General features: G+C 64.1%; 16 protein-coding genes. 11 read left to right on the top strand and 5 right to left on the bottom strand.

Features of this window, described 5'->3' with window-relative positions; all coding sequences use genetic code 11:
• The first annotated feature begins 199 nt into the window (after positions 1-199).
• The 5 genes from GGQ90_RS18685 (at position 200) to GGQ90_RS18665 (ending at position 8907) form a co-directional block, all read left to right on the top strand.
• Positions 200-1540, top strand: coding sequence for a dicarboxylate/amino acid:cation symporter (locus tag GGQ90_RS18685; protein ID WP_188083486.1), 1341 nt, complete (start codon positions 200-202; stop codon positions 1538-1540).
• Between the two features lie 12 nt (positions 1541-1552).
• Positions 1553-3034: an alginate export family protein gene (locus GGQ90_RS18680; RefSeq protein ID WP_188083485.1), complete on the top strand. Its 1482-nt coding sequence runs from the start codon at positions 1553-1555 to the stop codon at positions 3032-3034.
• 90 nt (positions 3035-3124) lie between these two features.
• Positions 3125-4849, top strand: coding sequence for a malate dehydrogenase (quinone) (gene mqo, locus GGQ90_RS18675; RefSeq protein ID WP_223178332.1), 1725 nt, complete (start codon positions 3125-3127; stop codon positions 4847-4849).
• Between the two features lie 249 nt (positions 4850-5098).
• Complete coding sequence (locus tag GGQ90_RS18670) at positions 5099-7513, top strand: membrane-bound PQQ-dependent dehydrogenase, glucose/quinate/shikimate family (RefSeq protein ID WP_188083529.1); 2415 nt, start codon at positions 5099-5101, stop codon at positions 7511-7513.
• A gap of 92 nt (positions 7514-7605) precedes the next feature.
• Positions 7606-8907: a carbohydrate porin gene (locus GGQ90_RS18665; RefSeq protein ID WP_188083528.1), complete on the top strand. Its 1302-nt coding sequence runs from the start codon at positions 7606-7608 to the stop codon at positions 8905-8907.
• A gap of 26 nt (positions 8908-8933) precedes the next feature.
• Here GGQ90_RS18665 and GGQ90_RS18660 read toward each other — a convergent pair whose 3' ends face one another.
• The gene (locus GGQ90_RS18660; RefSeq protein WP_188083484.1) at positions 8934-9554 is read right to left on the bottom strand and encodes a TetR family transcriptional regulator; all 621 of its coding nucleotides are present in this window, start codon (positions 9552-9554) and stop codon (positions 8934-8936) included.
• Positions 9555-9640: 86 nt separating this feature from the next.
• Between GGQ90_RS18660 and GGQ90_RS18655 the strand changes: the two genes are divergently transcribed.
• Positions 9641-10966 (top strand): NAD(P)/FAD-dependent oxidoreductase, encoded by a 1326-nt coding sequence (locus GGQ90_RS18655; protein ID WP_188083483.1) that lies wholly within the window; start codon positions 9641-9643, stop codon positions 10964-10966.
• A gap of 13 nt (positions 10967-10979) precedes the next feature.
• Here the strand turns inward: GGQ90_RS18655 and ruvX are convergent, their stop codons facing one another.
• Entirely contained in the window at positions 10980-11453 is a 474-nt protein-coding gene (gene ruvX, locus GGQ90_RS18650) for a Holliday junction resolvase RuvX (protein WP_188083482.1), read from the bottom strand.
• Positions 11454-11584: 131 nt separating this feature from the next.
• Positions 11585-12709, bottom strand: coding sequence for a DUF3089 domain-containing protein (locus GGQ90_RS18645; protein WP_188083481.1), 1125 nt, complete (start codon positions 12707-12709; stop codon positions 11585-11587).
• Positions 12710-12865: 156 nt separating this feature from the next.
• Here GGQ90_RS18645 and gatC point away from each other — a divergent pair, with 156 nt between their 5' ends.
• Genes gatC through gatB form a run of 5 tightly spaced genes read left to right on the top strand, consistent with a single transcriptional unit; the run spans position 12866 to position 16893 of the window.
• Positions 12866-13153: an Asp-tRNA(Asn)/Glu-tRNA(Gln) amidotransferase subunit GatC gene (gene gatC / locus GGQ90_RS18640; protein WP_188083480.1), complete on the top strand. Its 288-nt coding sequence runs from the start codon at positions 12866-12868 to the stop codon at positions 13151-13153.
• Positions 13153-14637: an Asp-tRNA(Asn)/Glu-tRNA(Gln) amidotransferase subunit GatA gene (gene gatA / locus GGQ90_RS18635; RefSeq protein WP_188083479.1), complete on the top strand. Its 1485-nt coding sequence runs from the start codon at positions 13153-13155 to the stop codon at positions 14635-14637. The genes gatC and gatA overlap by 1 nt, the downstream gene beginning before the upstream one ends.
• Positions 14638-14681: 44 nt before the next feature.
• Complete coding sequence (locus GGQ90_RS18630; protein ID WP_188083478.1) at positions 14682-14975, top strand: AbrB/MazE/SpoVT family DNA-binding domain-containing protein; 294 nt, start codon at positions 14682-14684, stop codon at positions 14973-14975.
• Positions 14972-15388: a PIN domain-containing protein gene (locus GGQ90_RS18625; RefSeq protein WP_188083477.1), complete on the top strand. Its 417-nt coding sequence runs from the start codon at positions 14972-14974 to the stop codon at positions 15386-15388. The genes GGQ90_RS18630 and GGQ90_RS18625 overlap by 4 nt, the downstream gene beginning before the upstream one ends.
• The gene (gene gatB / locus GGQ90_RS18620; RefSeq protein WP_188083476.1) at positions 15388-16893 is read left to right on the top strand and encodes an Asp-tRNA(Asn)/Glu-tRNA(Gln) amidotransferase subunit GatB; all 1506 of its coding nucleotides are present in this window, start codon (positions 15388-15390) and stop codon (positions 16891-16893) included. The genes GGQ90_RS18625 and gatB overlap by 1 nt, the downstream gene beginning before the upstream one ends.
• A gap of 65 nt (positions 16894-16958) precedes the next feature.
• On the opposite strand, the gene GGQ90_RS18615 is transcribed toward gatB, so the two are convergent.
• Positions 16959-17609 (bottom strand): hypothetical protein, encoded by a 651-nt coding sequence (locus GGQ90_RS18615; RefSeq protein ID WP_188083475.1) that lies wholly within the window; start codon positions 17607-17609, stop codon positions 16959-16961.
• 34 nt (positions 17610-17643) lie between these two features.
• Positions 17644-18252, bottom strand: a complete 609-nt coding sequence (locus GGQ90_RS18610) for a hypothetical protein (RefSeq protein WP_188083474.1) — start codon at positions 18250-18252, stop codon at positions 17644-17646.
• Between the last annotated feature and the right edge of the window lie 111 nt (positions 18253-18363).

The following is an 18363-nucleotide window of genomic DNA, read 5'->3' as shown; positions in this document are numbered from 1 at the left end:
GGTGGGCAAATATATGCACTAGCGCACTCTCTTGTTATCATTATAATCGAGTTAATATATTGAATCATAACAATATAATCTCATTCCTTCTACAATTTGTCGCGCATGGCTGACGGCTCGATACTGGTCGCCTCAATTCCCGACCCGCCCAATCAAGAAGGCGGGAAGGCTTTTGGCGAGGGCCAGAAAGATAGCTGTCATGCAGATTTCCCATTTCCCCGACACGCCGGTCGCCCGGCATCCCTGGTATCTTCATCTCTATGTGCAGGTGCTGCTGGCGATCATCGCCGGCGTGACGCTCGGCCATTTCGCGCCGCATCTGGGGGAGGCGATGAAGCCGGTCGGCGATGCCTTCATCAAGGCGGTGAAGATGGTCATCGCCCCGGTCATTTTCCTGACGATCGTCACCGGCATCGCCGGCATGCGCGACATCGCCAGCGTCGGCCGGGTCGCGGGCAAGGCCTTTGCCTATTTCCTCTTCTTCTCCACTCTGGCGCTGGTCGTCGGCATGATCGTCGCCAATGTGGTGCGACCGGGCGCGGGCCTCGACATCGATCCCGCCACGCTCGACGCCAGCAAGGTCAGCGAATTTGCGGAGAAGGCGCATGACAGCACGCTGACCGGCTTCCTGACCGGCATCATCCCCGACAGTTTCCTGTCCGCCTTCGTCAGCGGCAATATCCTTCAGGTGCTGTTCGTCGCGATCCTGTTCGGGGTCGCGCTGGCGCTGATCGGGGATCGCGGCGCGCGCGTGCTCGACCTGCTCGAAGATGTCTCGACCGCCGTGTTCAAGCTGGTCGCGATCGTCATGAAAGCGGCCCCCATCGGCGCGTTCGGCGCCATGGCCTTCACCATCGGCAAATATGGCGTCGGCACGCTCGCCAATCTCGCCTTCCTGGTCGGCACCTTCTACCTCACCTCGGCGCTGTTCGTGGTTGTGATCCTGGGACTGGTTGCCCGTGCCGCCGGTTTCTCGATATTCGGCCTGATCCGTTACCTGAAGACCGAATTGCTGCTGGTGCTGGGCACCTCCTCGTCGGAAAGCGCGCTGCCGGCCCTCATCGAGAAGATGGAGCGGGCGGGGTGCCCCAAGTCGATCGTCGGGCTGGTCGTGCCGACCGGCTACAGCTTCAACCTCGACGGCACCAATATCTACATGACGCTGGCCGCGCTGTTCATCGCGCAGGCCACCGGCGTCGACCTGTCGATCGGCGACCAGATCCTGTTGCTGGGCGTCGCCATGCTATCGTCCAAGGGCGCGGCGGGTGTGACCGGGGCGGGCTTCATCACGCTGGCGGCGACCCTCTCCATCGTCCCGTCCGTGCCTGTCGCTGGCATGGCCCTGATCCTGGGCGTCGACCGCTTCATGAGCGAATGCCGCAGCCTCACCAACTTCATCGGCAATGCGGTGGCGACGATCGTGGTGTCGCGCTGGGAAGGGAAGCTCGACCGGACGCAATTGCAGGCGGCGATGCGGGGCGAGGGCGGGGCACCATCCCCGGCCGAGCCGGCGCTCGCCAACGCCGTCCCGGCGGAATGAGGCGCAGCCACCATGGTTCGTTTGTCCTGCGCGGTCCCGCGCCACCCCATCGCCGTCTCCGCTCTCACTTTGGCCACCCTGTTCGCTCGCCCCGCATGGGCCGACGATATGCCCGCTGAGCCCGCCAGCCTCTATCCCGCCGATGCCGTCGGCGAAGGATCATTGTCGGGCGGCTACGCCCTGTCGCGCTGGGCCGAGGACTGGCGCAGCAAGGCCGATCCGCAGCAGCGCGATGACCTGTTCGATCGCCTCAAATATCTGCCGCTCGACGATGATGGCGACATCTATCTGACGCTCAGCGGTGAGGCGCGGGTGCGGGTCAATTACACGACCAACCTCAACCTGCGGAACGCCGGCAGCCAGCGGCAGGACATCAACCGGTTGGTCGGCGGCGCCGACCTGCATGTCGGGCCGCATCTGCGCTTCTATGGCGAAATCGCCCATGGCGGCATGTCCGGCGACAATATCGGCACGCCGTCGGGATCGCTGCGCAACGATCTGGTGCTGCTCCAGTCCTTCGCCGAACTGAAGGGGCGGGTTGCGGGCATGGACCTGGGCCTGCGTTATGGGCGCCAGGAATTTACCGACGGTCCCAATCTGCTGACGTCGCAGCGCGACAATAATACGATCCGCTATGCGTTGAACGGCGTGCGGGCCTGGGCACGGACGGGATCGCTGCGCATCGACGCCTTCGATTTCAAGCCGACCGCGCTGGGCAATGGCGGCATTGACGATGACAAGGTCGAGCAGGGGCGGCGCTTTTCCGGCTTCACGGCAGGCATCCGCATTCCCGAAAAGGCGCTGGGCGGGTCGGAGCTCTATCTCGATCCCTTCTTCTGGCGATTGCGCACCAGCGAAGCGCTGTGGGGCGGCGTGACCGGCCGGGTCGAGCGCTTCTATGCCGGCGCGCGCCTGTGGGGAGAAGTTGGCCCGGTCAATCTCGACTGGACCGTCAACCACCAGTTCGGCGACTTCGACGGTCGCGCCATCAGCGCCTGGCAGCTTTTTTTCAATCAGAGTTACAAGCTGCCCGGCGACCTGCCGATGGCGCCGCGCGTCGGTTTCCATGCCGATTATGCGAGCGGCGGCGGCACGTTTGAGGGCGGCACACTGAAGGCCGCCTACGCCCCCTTCGGCAACAATATCTATTACAGCTACCAGTTGTGCATGACGCCGACCAACCTCAAGACGCTGGCGCCCAGCCTGACCCTGTCGCCGCTCAAGGGGGTGAAGGCGACGATGGAATATCAGTTCGCCTGGCGCGCCGATGAAAATGATGCCGTCTATCGCGCCAACAAGTCGATCTTCGCCGGCACCCAATCGGTGCCGGGGCACAAGATCGGCGAATCGATCCGCGCCCAGATCACCTGGTCGATCACGCCGCGCTTGTCCTTTGTCGGCCGTTACGAGCATCTGGATGCAGGGCCGGTGCTCAGCCGCGCCGGCTATGGCAACAGCGATTATCTGGCCGGCTGGCTGAGCTTCCGATTCTGATGGGGTGGTGCGCATGACCTGACGGACAAGATTGGCGAACGCGCATCCGGCCGCCCGGCCCCTTTCCACGCAGATTTGGAATCCACGATCATGACATCCTCCTCCAGTCCGGCGGCACCGCGCCGCCGGCCCCTGTTCAAGAAGATCCTCCTTACCCTTGCCATCCTCCTCCTGGTGCTGGCGATCGCCGCCACCGCCTTCCTGTTCCGTCCGATGGCCTCGCCCGCCGGCAAGGCGGCCGCCAATGACCAGCCGGTCGACGTGCTGGTGATCGGCGGCGGTATCATGGGGGTGACGCTGGCCACCTATCTCCAGGAAATGGAGCCGGACTGGCGGATCGACATCTATGAGCGGATGGACAAGGTCGCGCAGGAAAGCTCCAACGGCTGGAACAATGCGGGCACCGGCCATTCGGGTTTTGCCGAGCTAAACTATACGCCGGAAAAGGACGACGGATCGATCGCGACCGAAAAGGCCGTGGACATTGCCGAGCAGTTCGAGATTTCGCGCCAGTTCTGGTCGCACGAGGTCAGGCAGGGCCGTCTGCCCAAACCGACCGACTTCATCAACCCGACGCCGCATATGAGCTTCGTCTGGGGTGACGACAATATCGCCTATCTGCACAAGCGCCGCGATGCGCTGGTCAAGAACCCGCTCTTCTACGGCATGCAATATTCGCAGGATCCGGCACAAATCCGTAGCTGGGCGCCGCTGGTGATGGAGGGGCGCGACCCCCGGCAGAAAGTGGCGGCGACGTTCATGCCGCTCGGCACCGATGTCAATTTCGGCGTCATCACGACCCAGTTGACCAACGCGCTGACCCGCAACCCCAATTTCACCCTACGGCTTGGCCATGAGGTGCGCGGCCTGCATCAGAATGCGGACAAGAGTTGGAACGTCACCGTCCATGACCTCAAGCAGAACAGCGATGCCGTGGTGAAGGCCAAGTTCGTCTTCATCGGCGCGGGCGGTGCCTCGCTCAAGCTGCTGCAGATGTCGGGCATTCCGGAATCCAAAAATTATGCCGGCTTCCCGGTCGGTGGCCAGTTCCTGGCGTTCGAGGGGCCGGCCGCGACCAGCCGCCACAATGTGAAGGTCTATGGCAAGGCGGAGGCTGGATCGCCGCCCATGTCGGTGCCGCATCTCGACGCGCGCAAGCTTGACGGCAAGTCGGTGACCCTGTTCGGTCCGTTCGCGCTCCAGAGCACGAAGTTCCTCAAAAATGGCTCGCCGCTCGATCTGTTCGCCTCCGTCTACAAGAATAATGTCGGCGGCATGATGAAGGTCGGCGCGGAAAATCTGGATCTGGTCCGCTATCTGGCGCAGCAGGCGACGCTGACCGACGCCCAGCGTCAGGCCGAACTGGTCAAATATTATCCCAACGCCAAGCGCGGCGACTGGAAGCTGATTACCGCAGGCCAGCGCGTGCAGGTGATCAAATATGATCCAAAGAAGGGCACGGTGCTGCAGTTCGGGACCGAAATCGTGACCGACAAGGACGCCAGCATTGCCGCGCTGCTGGGCGCCTCGCCCGGCGCCTCGACTTCCCCGGCGATCATGCTGGAAGTGATGCGCCGCGCCTTCCCGCAGCAGATGGCGACCAGTTGGAAGCCCAAGGTGGCGGCGATGGTGCCCTCCTATGGGCAGCAGCTCAACGCCAGCCCGGACCTCACCAACCGCATCCGTCGCATGACCAGCCAGACGCTCGGCCTGCCTTATATCGAGGTGCCGGCAACCCTGAACGGTGCGACGCCCGATGCCGGCGCCAGGGCGCCGGCGAAGCGCAACCTCAATTCGGAACAGCAGGCGCTCTGATCTTGAGCCGATCGGGATCGGCACGCCGTTCAGTCGGCACACCGATCCCGATAAGTGGCTGAGCCCCCTCTCTTATCTTTCCATACGCGGGTCGCGGCGGCGCGTTCTTGCAAATCGGCCAGTTGTGTACTAAATGGTACATAGCGCCGGAATAGCGGCGATCCGGTGACTGAGCGTCTCGCCCATTGCGGAACTTCATTCTCCGACGACCATAAGAGATGAAGGAGGTGCCGCGTGTCAGGCACGAAAATGCACGGCCAGCCGCTCGTTCGCGGTTGGCTGCTTCTGTTGGGGGCGGTGATCCTTGCCGCTGGCCTCTTTTTCGCCATCGGCGGCGGCAAGCTCGTCAGCCTGGGCGGCAGTCCCTATTTCCTGATCGCCGGCATCGCGCTGGTCCTTGCGGGCGGCCTCATCGCCCTGCGCAAGACCAGCGGTGGCCTGCTCTTCGGCGCAACCTTCCTGTTGACCATCTTCTGGGCGCTGTGGGAGGTCGGCTTCAGCTTCTGGCCGCTCATTTCCCGCCTGCTGGCAATCGGCGTCGGCGCGACCGTGGTCGCCTTGTCCTACCCGTTGCTGCGGCGCCGGGATGGTTCGGCACCCGCCTGGCGGCCGGCGCTGCTGGTGGCGGCGCTGGTCGGCCTCGGCTCGGCCGCCGGCGCGGCCGGCATGTTCATGGTCCATCCGACCGTGCCCTTCGCCGGGCAGGTGGCATCGCTGGTGCCGGTCGATCCGGCAGGCGAGCAGAAGGACTGGACCGCCTATGGCAACACGCCAGGCGGCAGCCGCTTCGTCGCGCTTGACCAGATCACCCGCGACAATGTCGACAGGTTGAAGGTCGCCTGGACCTATCGCACCGGCGACGTGGCGCAGAGCGATGGCAATGGCGCCGAGGACCAGAATACCCCGCTTCAGGTCGGCGACACGCTGTTCATCTGTACTCCGCACAACAATGTTATCGCCCTCGACGCCGATACCGGGCGCGAGAAGTGGAAGGCGCTGATCAATGCCAAGGCATCGGTCTGGATGCGCTGCCGGGGCCTTGCCTATTTCGACGCCCATGCGCCGATCCAGCAGCCCGGCCTGCCCGGTGCGACGCCGGTAACGGTGGCGACGGTGCCGACCGGCGCTGCCTGCCAGCGCCGCATCCTGATGAACACGATCAATGCCGAACTGATTGCGCTAGATGCCGACACCGGCAAATATTGCGCCGATTTCGGCACCAATGGCCGGGTCGACCTGAAGGCCGGGCTCGGCGATGCGCCCGATCCCCAATATCAGCTCACCTCCGCGCCGACGCTGGCCGGCACGACCGTCGTGGTCGGCGGCCGCGTCGCCGACAATGTCCAGGTCGACATGCCGGGCGGCGTGATGCGCGGCTTCGACGTCATCACGGGCAAGCTGCGCTGGGCCTTCGATCCGGGCAATCCGACGATCACCGGCACCCCGCCGGCGGGCAAGACCTATGCCCGCTCGACCCCCAATGTCTGGGCCGCCATGTCCTATGATCCGGCATCGAACACCGTGTTCATGCCGGTCGGCAGCGCCTCGGTCGATCTCTATGGCGTCACCCGCAGCGCGCTCGATCATACATATGGCGCGTCGATGCTGGCGCTCGACGCCACCACCGGCCGCGAAAAATGGCATTTCCAGACGGTCCATAACGACCTGTGGGACTTCGACCTGCCGATGCAGCCGAGCTTCGTCGACTTCCCCGTCGATACAGCCCGCAAGGTGCCCGCGCTCGTCTTCGGCACCAAGGCGGGGCAGGTCTATGTGCTCGACCGTGCCACCGGCAAGCCGCTCACCAACGTCAAGGAAGTGCCGGTCAAGCCGGCGAACATTCCGGGCGAGCCCTATTCGCTGACCCAGCCCAGGTCGCTGGGCATGCCGCAGATCGGCGTCGGTCCGCTGGCCGAGGCGGACATGTGGGGCGCCACTCCGTTCGACCAGCTGCTCTGCCGCATCGCCTTCAAGGGCATGCGCTATGAAGGGCTCTACACCGCGCCGGGCACCGACAAGTCGTTGAGCTTCCCCGGATCGCTGGGTGGGATGAACTGGGGCGGCATCTCGACCGACCCGACCAGCGGCACCATCTTCATCAACGACATGCGCCTTGGCCTGTGGGTGCAGATGTTCCCGCAGACGACGGCGCAAAAGGGGCAGTCGGGCAGCGCGGGCGAAGCGGTCAATACCGGCATGGGCAGCGTTCCGCTGAAGGGCACGCCCTATTCGGTGGTGAAGGACCGCTTCCTGTCGGCACTGGGCATTCCCTGCCAGGCGCCGCCTTATGGCACGCTCACTGCGATCGACCTCAAGAGTCGCGCCATCAAATGGCAGGTGCCGGTGGGCACGGTGCGCGACACCGGGCCGATGGGCATCCGCATGGGCCTGCCGATCCCGATCGGCATGCCGACGCTGGGCGGTACGCTGGCAACGCAGGGCGGCCTGGTCTTCATCGCGGGAACGCAGGACTTCTACCTGCGCGCCTTCAATGCGGCGACCGGCGCGGAAGTCTGGAAGGCCCGTCTGCCGGTCGGCAGCCAGGGCGGGCCGATGAGCTACAAGTCGCCCAAAAGCGGCAAGCAATATGTCGTCGTGACGGCGGGTGGCGCGCGCCAGTCGCCTGACCGGGGCGATTATGTGATCGCCTACACGCTGCGCTGAACCATGGGCGGAGCGGCCCGGTGCCGCTCCGCCTGTCTGTCGTCATCCATCATGTCACCGCGCGCAGCCTTGCCGCGCGGAAGGGAGGGGCTTTGGCCCACTATCTTCACCTCCATGCCCGCCTGACCCTGGCGACATTGCTGATCCTGCTGCCGGTCGCGGGTGCCCATGCGCAGGAAGTCGCGCCCGAAAAGAAGGTGTCGGCGGCCCCGCGCGAGACGCTGACCGGCGACTGGGGCGGGTTGCGCACGCGGCTGAAGCAGGCGGGCGTCACCGTGCGCGCGGACTATGTCGGCGAAGCCTTCGCTGCGGTCGATGGCGGCCAGCGGCAGGGCAGCGCCTATACCCAGCAATTGCGCGCCAGCCTCGATTTCGACATGGACCGGATCGCCGGCCTGTCCGGCGGCATCGTGCATGTCACTATCAACGATCGGCGCGGTGTCGGCCTCTCCTCCGACATCGTCGGCAATCGCCTGCCGATCCAGGAGGCGGCCGGCGGCAATTATACCCGTCTGTCGGAACTCAGCTACGAACAGAATATCGCCAATGGCCGGCTCAACCTGAGGCTGGGTTATTTCGCCATGGGCAATGATCTGGGCGGGATGATCCTGGGCTGTAATTTCGTCAATGCGGCCTTCTGCGCCCATCCGCTGTCGGAATCGGGCAATAGCGGCTGGTATAATTATCCCAATGCCCGCTGGGGCGCGGCGGTGCGCTATCGCATCCGGCCGGATCTGGCGCTGCGCACTGGCGTCTATCAGGTCAATCCCCGCCTCAACGATCCCGACAATGCCTTCCGGCCCTTTGCCGGCGGCACGACCGGCGTGCTGCTGCCGCTGGAACTGGAATATGATCCCGGCATCGCACCGGGCAGCCATGTGCTGCCGGGCCATTACAAGATCGGCGCCTATTATGACACGTCACGCGCCGCCCGGCGCGGGGAGCAGGGCATGTTGCGTGGCCGCTATGGCGTCTATGCGCTGGCGGACCAGATGATCCTGCGCGAAGGGACGGGCAATCGCGGCCTTTCCGTCTTCGCCCAGTTCACTGCCAATCCGCAGGCTTCGGCCCAGATCACCCACTGGTATGCCGCCGGTCTGGTCAAGACGGGCACCTTTGCCGGCCGGGACGCCGACAGCATCTCGATCGGTATCGTCCATGCGCAGGTCAATCCGCGACTGCGTCGCGTGGCCGCCGATGCGCAGGATATCCCCGGCGGCTATGCCGCGCTGCCGGTGGGGGAGACCGCGATCGAGATGAGCTATGGCATCCAGTTGCGCCGCTGGCTCAGCATCCGGCCGGACGTGCAATATATTCTCGATCCCGGTGCCTTTTCCTACCGCCGCACCAATGATGCGCTGGCGCTGGGCGGCCAGGTCAAGATGCAGTTCTGATCCGGTCCATGTCCTTGCCTCACCCCTCAGGGATCGGCCCGGCAGTAGCGCAGCACATTGTCGATCACCTGCGCGCGGCGCCGCTCGGCCGCCGCCTCGCTGGTCATGTCGACGCCGAAGATCGCGTGGAAACTGTGGCGGTTGGACACGAAGTAGAAGGCGAGGGCGCTGATCGTCATGTGCAGGTCGACCGCGTCCAGCCCGGCGCGGAAGCTGCCATCGGCCATGCCGCGATCGATCAGCGCCTGGGTCTTGGGCAGGACGATCTCGTTATGTCCTTCGGAAATCTCGCCGACATGCGGGCCGCCCCGGATATTCTCGTCCATCACCAGCCGCACCAGTTCGGGATGGTTGAAATGATAGTCGAAGGTAAGGGCGGTCAGCCGCTCCAACGCGGCAAGCGGCGGCAGGTCGCCCAGTTCGGCCTCCAGTTCGGCCGATCTGATGCCGCGATAGGCTTCGGTCAGGACCGCGCGATAGAGCCCGTCCTTGCTGCCGAAATGATAGTAGATCATCCGCTTGGAGGTCGCGGTGGCGGCGGCGATCTCGTCCACCCGCGCGCCGGCATAGCCTTTTTCCGCGAAATGCCGGGTGGCGATCGCGACGATGTCGCGCCGGTTGCGCTCGGTGAAATTCTGCTTGTCCACGCCTCGCTTTGCGACGCCGGGCCGCCTATTGCAATGCACAACCGGCGCGCCGCAGCGCGATCCGCCGGCGAGCCGATCGAGGAGGAATGCGCTTGATCCCCGACAAGAAGACCCAGATCGTCATCGTCGGCGGCGGTGCCGCCGGCCTCGAACTCGCGCGCAAGCTGGGCGCCCGCTATGGCCGCAAGCGGCATGACATCATCCTGATCGATCGCAACCGCACCCACATCTGGAAACCGCTGCTGCACGAGGTCGCGACCGGATCGCTCGACGCCAGTCTGGACGAGGTCGGCTATCGCAGCCACTGCCACCGCTGGGGCTATCGCTATCTCTATGGCACGCTGCAGGGCATCGACCGGGCAGCGCGGCGGGTCCATGTCGCGCCGGTGTTCGATCCCAAGGGGCGCGAGGTGGTGAGCGCCCATTCGGTCCGCTACGACTATCTGGTGCTGGCCTATGGATCGGTCACCAATGATTTCGGAACGCCGGGCGTCGCCGACAATTGCCTGTTCCTCGACAGCCGGGCGCAGGCCGACAGCTTTCGCGACCAGTTGCTCGACCATTGCCTGCGCGTGTCGCGCGCCATGTCGGCCGATCCCGCGTCGGACGCGCGGGTGCGGATCGCGATCGTCGGCGGTGGCGCCACCGGGGTCGAACTGGCGGCCGAACTCTATAATGCTGCCGATGCGCTGGGCTATTATGGGCTGGAGGTGTTCGATCGCCAGCGGCTCGACGTCACCTTGCTGGAGGCCGGGCCGCGCATCCTGCCGGCCTTGCCCGACCGGCTGGCCGACGCCGCGCGGGAGGAACTGGAGGTGTTGGGCGTCAAGGTGCGCGCCGACGTCGCCGTCACCGCCTCCACGCCGCAGGGGATGGAAACGAAGGATGGCGGCTTCATTCCCGCCGATCTTCAGGTCTGGGCCGCCGGGGTCAAGGCGGCGGCAATCCGCGATGGCCTTGATGGGCTGGAACTCTCCCGTGCCGGGCAGGTGATCGTGCGCCCGACGCTCCAGAGCCTGGCCGACGACCGCGTCTTCGCGATGGGCGATTGCGCCTCCTACACGCCACAGGGCGCCGATCGGCCGATCCCGCCGCGCGCGCAGGCCGCGCATCAGATGGCCGACACGGTGTTCGCCAATCTCGGCCGGCTGATGGCCGATCGCCCGCTCAAGACCTTTGTCTACAAGGATCATGGCTCGCTGGTGTCGCTCAGCCGCTATTCGACGGTCGGATCGCTGATGGGCAAGCTGGTCGGCGGGCGCATGGCGGTGGAGGGGCGGCTTGCCCGCTTCGTCTACATGTCGCTCTATCGCATGCATCTGCTCGCCGTTCACGGCAAGATACGCGGCCCGGCGCTGATCCTGGTCAGCCATATCAACCGCTTCGTGCGCCCGCGCCTCAAGCTGCATTGAGGCCGGGTTTCAGCTATTCCAGCCCGGCGACCAGCCCGTCGATCGCGCCCTGGAGGATGTAGCTGGCGGCGAGTTTGTCGACCAGTTCGTCGCGACGGGCGCGGCTGGCGTCGGCCTCCAGCAGGGTGCGGGTGACCGCCTGGGTCGACCAGCGCTCGTCCCAGAGCAGCACCGGCAGGCCGATGTCCGCGACATTATGGGCAAAGGCGCGACTGGCCTGGCTGCGCGGGCTGTTGGTGCCGTCGAGATTGAGCGGCAGGCCGATGACGATGCCCTTGACCTGCTGCTGCGCCATGAAGGCTTCGAGCGCCGGCTTGTCCTTGCTGAACTTGCCGCGATTGACGGTGTAGGCCGGGCTGGCGATCGACCATTCGGCATCGCACAGGGCCAGGCCGATCGTCTTGGTGCCCACATCCATGCCGATCAGGCGGCCGCCCTCGGGCAGGGCTGCGCGAAATTGCGCGCGGTCGGTCGTGACAAGTTTCATGTGTCCCCTGAACCTGATCGTTTGAGGTGGAAGCGCGTTGCGCTTCCGCCGATAACGTGAATCAGGTTCTCTTCCTTGTTTCTAGACCTTGATTCACGCTTCAAGCCGGTTCGGCTTGCAGCGATCAAGGTTTAGTGCGTCTTGGTAAAGGCCGCCAGTCGCTGGCGGGCGTCATCGCGCACATTGCCCCAGAACAGGCTGTAATCATAGACGTGATAATTATTGCCGGGCAGCGTGTACGGCCCCATGTCGACCGGCTCGCCGATCATCAGCACGCCGCTGGTGTCGCAGCGGGCAGGCACGATACCGGCGACCAGATGGGCCGGCTTGTCGGCGGCGCGGGCGTCGAGCGTGCCGATATTGGCGCTGGCGGGGGCATTGCCGTTGAAGGTGCCGGTAATCGGATTGGTGCAGAGCATGTGCGTGCCCTTGCGCGGCTGGCCATTGAGGCCCTGCTTGCGCTCGAAGCTTTCGACCACGGCGGACGGATCGGCCGGCTCGGCATAGCTTTGCCAGCTGACGATGCAGTGCGACTGGTCGCGCCTGGCGCAGGCGGGGAAGCCCAATGCGGGCAGGTCTGCCTCGACCGAGATCGGCCAGCCCACGGCATAGATGGCCGCGACCCGGTCGGCGACCGGCTTGCCCGCTACCTGTTCGCGCACCAGTTGTAGCAGGTGGCGTGACCCCTGGCTGTGGCCGGCCAGGATCAGCGGGCCGGTGGGATTGGCCTTGAGGAAGGCGGCGAAAGCCTGCACCACGTCGCGATAGGCGGCGGTGAGCGCCTGGTCGCCCTCCGCTCCGGTGGTGAGGAAGGCGCCATAATTGGCCTGGCGATAGCGCGGTGCCCAGACATTGCCGGCGGCGCTGAAGGCGCTGGCCTGGCTCAGCACGAAGCGGCGCGCGGTCGCATTGCTTTCCGCATCGTCCAGCGGCGCATTCCAATGGGCATTGCCGAGCGGTGTCACATAGCTGGTCGGATGGATGAAGAAGATGGCCGCCGTCTGTTCCAGTGGGGCGAGCTTTGCCGCGCCCTGCGGCGTCCAGAGCGCGGGATTGTCCTTGGTCAGGTCGGGGCGGGCGATCCACATTTTTGGATCGTCATAGGCGTTGGCGGGCAGGGGCTGGAGCGGCTGGAACGCCTCGCGCGGGACCATCACCGCACGGATCAGCTGACTGCCCCAGACGCGGTAGGCGAGCAGCATCGCAAGTACCAGCACGATAAGGCCAGCGACGACATAGAGGAATTTGCGGGCCACTTGCTCTCGTCTCCATCCCTGTGCGGGGATCGCCCCGCCTTCGTGCGGCCTGTCTGGCCCATGCGCAGCGGTCATGCAAGATGGGGGCATGCAAGATGGCGGATGGTGCAGCAGGACACTTGAAGCGGACTGGTGCGGGTGCTAGCGGCTTGGCCCATGTCGATAGACCTTCAGACCGTGAAAAAGATCGCCAGCCTCTCGCGCATTTCGGTGACCGACGCCGAAGCCGAAGCCATGGTGCCCGAACTCAACAATATCCTTGGCTGGGTGGAGCAGCTGGGCGAGGTGGACGTGACCGGCGTAGAGCCGATGACGGCCGTCATCCCCAACCATCAACGGCTGCGCGATGACGTCATTACGGACGGCAATGTGCGTGACAAGGTATTGGCCAACGCGCCGCAGGCCGAACATGGCTTCTTTGCGGTGCCCAAGGTGATCGAATAATGACCAATTTGACTGATCTGACGGTCGCGGAAATCCGCGACGGCTTCCGCGCGGGCGATTTTTCGGCGCGCGAAGTGGCCGAGGGCTTCAACGCCAATGTCGCTGCCGCCAAGGCGCTGAACGCCTTCATCGTAGAAACGCCCGAAAAGGCGCTGGCAGCGGCTGATGCCGCCGACAAGGCCAAGGCCACCGGCGAGACGCTGGGCGCGCTGGCCGGCGTGCCGATCGGCATGAAGGACCTGTTCTGCACCGAAGGCACGCAGACCACCGCAGCGTCGCACATGCTGGAAGGCTTCGTGCCGACCTATGAATCGACCGTGTCCGGCAAGCTGTGGGCCGCCGGCGCCGGTATGCTGGGCAAGCTCAACCTCGACCAGTTCGCCATGGGATCGTCCAACGAGACCAGCTATTATGGCAGTGTGATCTCGCCCTGGCGCCGCAATGATGGCGGTAATGCCGCGCTGGCGCCCGGTGGCTCGTCGGGTGGCTCGTCCTCGGCCATTTCCGCGCGGCTCTGCCCGGCGGCGACCGGCACCGACACCGGCGGCTCGATCCGCCAGCCCGCCGCCTTCACCGGCATCAGCGGCATCAAGCCGACCTATGGGCGCTGCTCGCGCTTCGGCATCGTCGCCTTCGCCAGTTCGCTGGACCAGGCCGGGCCGATGGCGCGCACCGTGCGCGACAATGCGATCCTGCTGGAAACCATGTCGGGCTTTGACCCCAAGGATTCGACCAGCCTCGATCTGGCCGTGCCCCAGTGGGAAGCCAATCTGTCGAGCGACCTGAAAGGCAAGAAGGTCGGTATTCCCAAGGAATATCGCCCCGATGGCCTGAACGCAGAAATCTCCGCCATGTGGGATCGCGGCATCGAATGGCTCAAGGACGCCGGCGCCGAGGTGGTGGAAGTGTCGCTGCCGCATACCCAATATGCGCTGCCGACCTATTATATCATTGCGCCGGCCGAAGCCTCGTCGAACCTCGCCCGCTATGACGGCGTGCGTTACGGCCAGCGCGACCTGCCCGATGGCGCAGGGCTGCAGGACATGTATGCCGCGACCCGCGCCGCGGGCTTTGGCCCGGAAGTGAAGCGCCGCATCATGATCGGCACCTATGTGCTGTCGGCCGGCTTCTATGACGCCTATTATACCCAGGCGCAGAAGGTGCGGGCGCTGATCGCGCGCGATTTCGAACTGGCGTTCGAGAAGTGCGACCTGCTGCTGACGCCGACAGCGCCGAGCGCGTCCTTCGCGCTGGGTGAGAAGCAGGCCGATCCGCTGGCCATGTATCTGAACGACGTCTTCACCGTGCCGGCCTCGCTGGCGGGGCTGCCGGCGATGGCGATTCCGGGCGGGCTGGATGCGGCCGGCCTGCCGATCGGCCTGCAGGTGATCGGCAAGGCGCTGGACGAGCAAACCGTGCTGAACGCCAGCCTCGCCATCGAGGAAAGGGCCGGCTTCACCGCGCGGCCGGACAAGTGGTGGTAATGGCCTGATCGAAGTGTTACCTTGGTAACACTGGAGATATGACGATGAACGCGCCGCGCAAGATCGAAACCGGAACCATGACCAGCAAGGGGCAGATACTGATCCCCAAGGCCATGCGGGACGCGGCCGGTCTTGTTCCGGGGCAGCCCTATAAGGTGCTTGTCAATGAAGCCGGGCAGGTGGTGGTCGCTCCTCTGGGTTTCAGCCCGGAAGAATCCGCCGAACGGGTACGGCGCGTGCGCGAGGCTATTAACGCAATCGCGGGAAAATATCCCAACCCGGACGGGATGAGCACGGACGAATATATGCGGGAGATACGGGGTAATTACGAGCCGTGATCCTCATCGATTCCAATGTGCTTATCGATGTTCTGGATCGAGATCCAAAATGGTTTGAATGGTCTGCCAGCAATATCGATCGAGCCGCTTTTGGTGCTTATCTGTTCGTCAACCCCGTTGTGGTTGGCGAAATGGCGTCAAGGTTTGAATTGCTGGATGATTTGCGCGTGATATTGGCTGCGATGCTCATCAGTGTCGAACCATTGATGCCGGAAAGCGCATTTCTGGCGGGGCGGGCATTTGATGTCCATCGCCGTAGAAAGCAGCCGGGCGCCGCCAAATCTATCCTGGCCGATTTCTTCATTGGCGGTCATGCCCAAGCCGCCGGCGCCACAATCCTGACGCGTGACCCGCGTTTCTACAAAAGCTATTTTCCCGGCGTGCCGTTGATCACGCCTTCAAAGGACGACTGATGACTGAATCAACCTATCGCATCCAGGGCGCAACCGGCGAGTGGGAGGTCGTGATCGGCCTGGAAGTCCATGCGCAGGTGACGTCGAACGCGAAGCTGTTTTCCGGCGCCGCGACGGCGTTCGGCGCGGAACCCAACACGCAGGTCAGCCTGATCGACGCGGCCATGCCCGGCATGCTGCCCGTGCCCAACCGCGAGTGCATCCGCCAGGCGGTGCGCACCGGCATGGCGATCGACGCGCAGATCAACAAATGGTCGCGCTTCGACCGCAAGAATTATTTCTATGCGGATCTGCCGCAGGGCTATCAGATCAGTCAGCTCTATCACCCGATCGTGGGCGAGGGGCAGATCGAGATCGTCCTGGATGAGAAGAACCCCGAGGCGAGCACCAAGGTGATCGGCGTCGAGCGCATCCATGTCGAGCAGGATGCCGGCAAGCTGATGCACGACCAGCATCCCACCAGCTCCTATGTCGACCTCAACCGGTCGGGCGTGGCGCTGATGGAAATCGTGTCGAAGCCGGACATGCGTTCGCCTGCCGAAGCAGGGGCTTATCTCTCGAAGCTGCGAACGATCCTGCGCTATGTCGGGTCATGCGACGGCAATATGGATCAGGGCTCGATGCGCGCCGACGTCAATGTCTCCGTGCGTCGTCCGGGCGAAGAGTTCGGCACCCGCACCGAGACCAAGAATGTGAACTCGGTCCGCTTCGTCATGGCCGTGGTCGAGCATGAGGCGAACCGCCAGGTCGACGTGCTGGAAGCCGGCGGCAAGATTGTGCAGGAAACGCGCCTTTACGATCCGGATCGCAACGAGACCCGCTCGATGCGGTCGAAGGAAGATGCGCACGACTATCGCTACTTCCCTGATCCCGACCTGTTGCCGCTGGAACTGGACGACGCTTTCCTGGAAGCATGCCGCCAGTCGCTGCCCGAACTGCCGGACGCGAAGCTGCGCCGCTATGCGCAGGATCTGGGCCTGTCCGCCTATAATGCCGCGACCCTGACCGCCGACGCCGACACGGCGCGCTGGTTCGAGGCGCTGCTGGCCGAAGGCGCGCGCATCCAGAAGAAGAGCGAGGGCGAGGTCGCCAAGGCATCGGCCAACTGGCTGCTGTCGGAGTTGTATGGCGCGCTCAACCGCATTGGCAAGAGCCTTGAAGAAAGCCCGGTAAGCCCCGAGGAAGGTGCTGAATTGCTGGCGCTCGTAGCCGATGGCACGATCAGCGGCACGATCGCCAAGCAGGTGTTCGAGATCATGCTGGAAACGGGCGACAAGCCGGGCAAGATCGTCGAGGAAAAGGGCCTGAAGCAGACCTCAGACACAGGCGCGATCGAAGCCGCGGTGGCCGATGTCCTCGCCAAGAATGGCGACAAGGTCGAGCAATATCGCAGCGGCAAGGAAGCCTTGTTCGGCTTCTTCGTCGGCCAGACGATGAAGGCGATGCAGGGCAAGGCCAATCCCCAGGTCGTCAACGAACTGGTGAAGAAGGCGCTCGCCGGCTGAGGCCGATTCTCCATGGCCTTTCGTGATTGAGGGGGAGCGGCCTGATGGCCGCTCCCCCTTTTCGATCAGGCCTTCTTCTTCAATGCCATGGATTTGCGGGCATTGTTGGCATATTCCTCGAAATTCTTCTTGAAGACGCCAACCAGTTCGTCCAGCGCGGCCACGGCGTCCTCGCCTTCCTTTGCGGGGAAGAGCGACAGGCCATTCCCGCCCCAGGCCTTATATTCGAAGTCGATCTTCTGGTCGTTGCCGAAGTCCCGAACCATGAACAATGTCTTGAGCGAGCGGCCATAGATCGCCGCCTTGTGATACAACACATCTGCGGTGATGAGTTCGGAGTAGCAGGCGGCGGTGGAATCGGACCGGCGCGTCTTCACCTTGTTCATGGTCTTGCGTTCAAGCGGCGCTTCATGCCGGATGATGACCGTTCCCGGCTTCAGTTCCAGCAACGTAGCCAGGTCCAGCGACTGGAGCGCATCAACCTGGCTGGGGCTGTCGAGCGCACTGGCCATCTGTGCCTTGTTGCTGGCATCCTTGCCGGCGTGCAGGGCGGCGTCGAGCAAGCCGCCGCCAAGCAGGCCGGTTGTCACGGAGGCCATGCGTTCGGCCGGCCATATGTGCAATTCGCAGGCTGGCGACGGAGCCTCGGCCGTCTGGGCCTGGGCGGCACCGGCAAGCGTCAGCGATGCCAGACCAACCCAAATGGTCTTCAACATAATCATTTCCCCCAATTGTCGTGATAAAAGCTGTTTAGTTACGTGTCCTTACCGGGCGACGCAGATATTCCCCGAATTTCTCGACATCCTGTTGGAACGCCGATTTGAGGTCCGTCAGGGCTGCATCCTCTGCCTCCGCCGTTTGCGGCGGAAACAGGGTGAGCCTGGCCATCGTCCAGGTGCCGAAGCTGCGTCTGGCGATTTGCTCCGATCCGAAATCGCGGAACCGGAACAATATCTTGAGATAGCGGCCGGTGACGACATCCTCCTGAAAGATCAGGTCGTCGATCATGAATTCGGCGTAGCAGATCGATCCGTCCGGCCGGATGCGGCCAGCGGTCGAGCGCATCGTCCGGCTGTCCAGCGATTCATCATGCAGGACCAGTCGATGGTCAGGCAGGCCAAGCCATGACGCCAGCGGTAGCGAAGCGAGCAATGTACGTTGTTCGGCCGTCGCAAGCGGATTGGCATTCATGGGCTTGTAGCCCTCGCGTCCCTGGACGGCACCATTGACGATGCCGCCATGCAACCAGCCATGATAGACCGATCCCAGCCCGCTTCCCGGCCAGACATGCAGTTCGCATGGCTGTTGACGATCTGTATCCGCCGGTGCGGTTTCGGTCTGCGCATGAGCCAGCGACATTGCTGGAAGCCATATGCCGACAAAAGTCGCGCATAGGCGAAAGATTCCCCCCATTCATCCCCCGTTTAGGCCCAAGAGCCTGATTCCCCGCTACTTATTCAGCACGGGGGG

The organism is Sphingobium scionense (assembly GCF_014197035.1).
GTDB lineage: Bacteria > Pseudomonadota > Alphaproteobacteria > Sphingomonadales > Sphingomonadaceae > Sphingobium > Sphingobium scionense.
This window is presented reverse-complemented; position numbering and strand designations above follow the sequence as displayed.

Excerpts from the sequence above, each read along its gene's own strand:
- gatB (WP_188083476.1), top strand. The coding sequence starts at position 15,388 with ATGACTGAATCAACCTATCGCATCCAGGGCGCAACCGGCGAGTGGGAG.
- GGQ90_RS18630 (WP_188083478.1), top strand. The coding sequence starts at position 14,682 with ATGAACGCGCCGCGCAAGATCGAAACCGGAACCATGACCAGCAAGGGG.
- GGQ90_RS18610 (WP_188083474.1), bottom strand. The coding sequence starts at position 18,252 with ATGTCGCTGGCTCATGCGCAGACCGAAACCGCACCGGCGGATACAGAT.
- GGQ90_RS18680 (WP_188083485.1), top strand. The coding sequence starts at position 1,553 with ATGGTTCGTTTGTCCTGCGCGGTCCCGCGCCACCCCATCGCCGTCTCC.
- gatA (WP_188083479.1), top strand. The coding sequence starts at position 13,153 with ATGACCAATTTGACTGATCTGACGGTCGCGGAAATCCGCGACGGCTTC.
- GGQ90_RS18615 (WP_188083475.1), bottom strand. The coding sequence starts at position 17,609 with ATGTTGAAGACCATTTGGGTTGGTCTGGCATCGCTGACGCTTGCCGGT.
- mqo (WP_223178332.1), top strand. The coding sequence starts at position 3,125 with ATGACATCCTCCTCCAGTCCGGCGGCACCGCGCCGCCGGCCCCTGTTC.
- GGQ90_RS18670 (WP_188083529.1), top strand. The coding sequence starts at position 5,099 with ATGCACGGCCAGCCGCTCGTTCGCGGTTGGCTGCTTCTGTTGGGGGCG.
- GGQ90_RS18655 (WP_188083483.1), top strand. The coding sequence starts at position 9,641 with ATGCGCTTGATCCCCGACAAGAAGACCCAGATCGTCATCGTCGGCGGC.
- ruvX (WP_188083482.1), bottom strand. The coding sequence starts at position 11,453 with ATGAAACTTGTCACGACCGACCGCGCGCAATTTCGCGCAGCCCTGCCC.
- gatC (WP_188083480.1), top strand. The coding sequence starts at position 12,866 with ATGTCGATAGACCTTCAGACCGTGAAAAAGATCGCCAGCCTCTCGCGC.
- GGQ90_RS18685 (WP_188083486.1), top strand. The coding sequence starts at position 200 with ATGCAGATTTCCCATTTCCCCGACACGCCGGTCGCCCGGCATCCCTGG.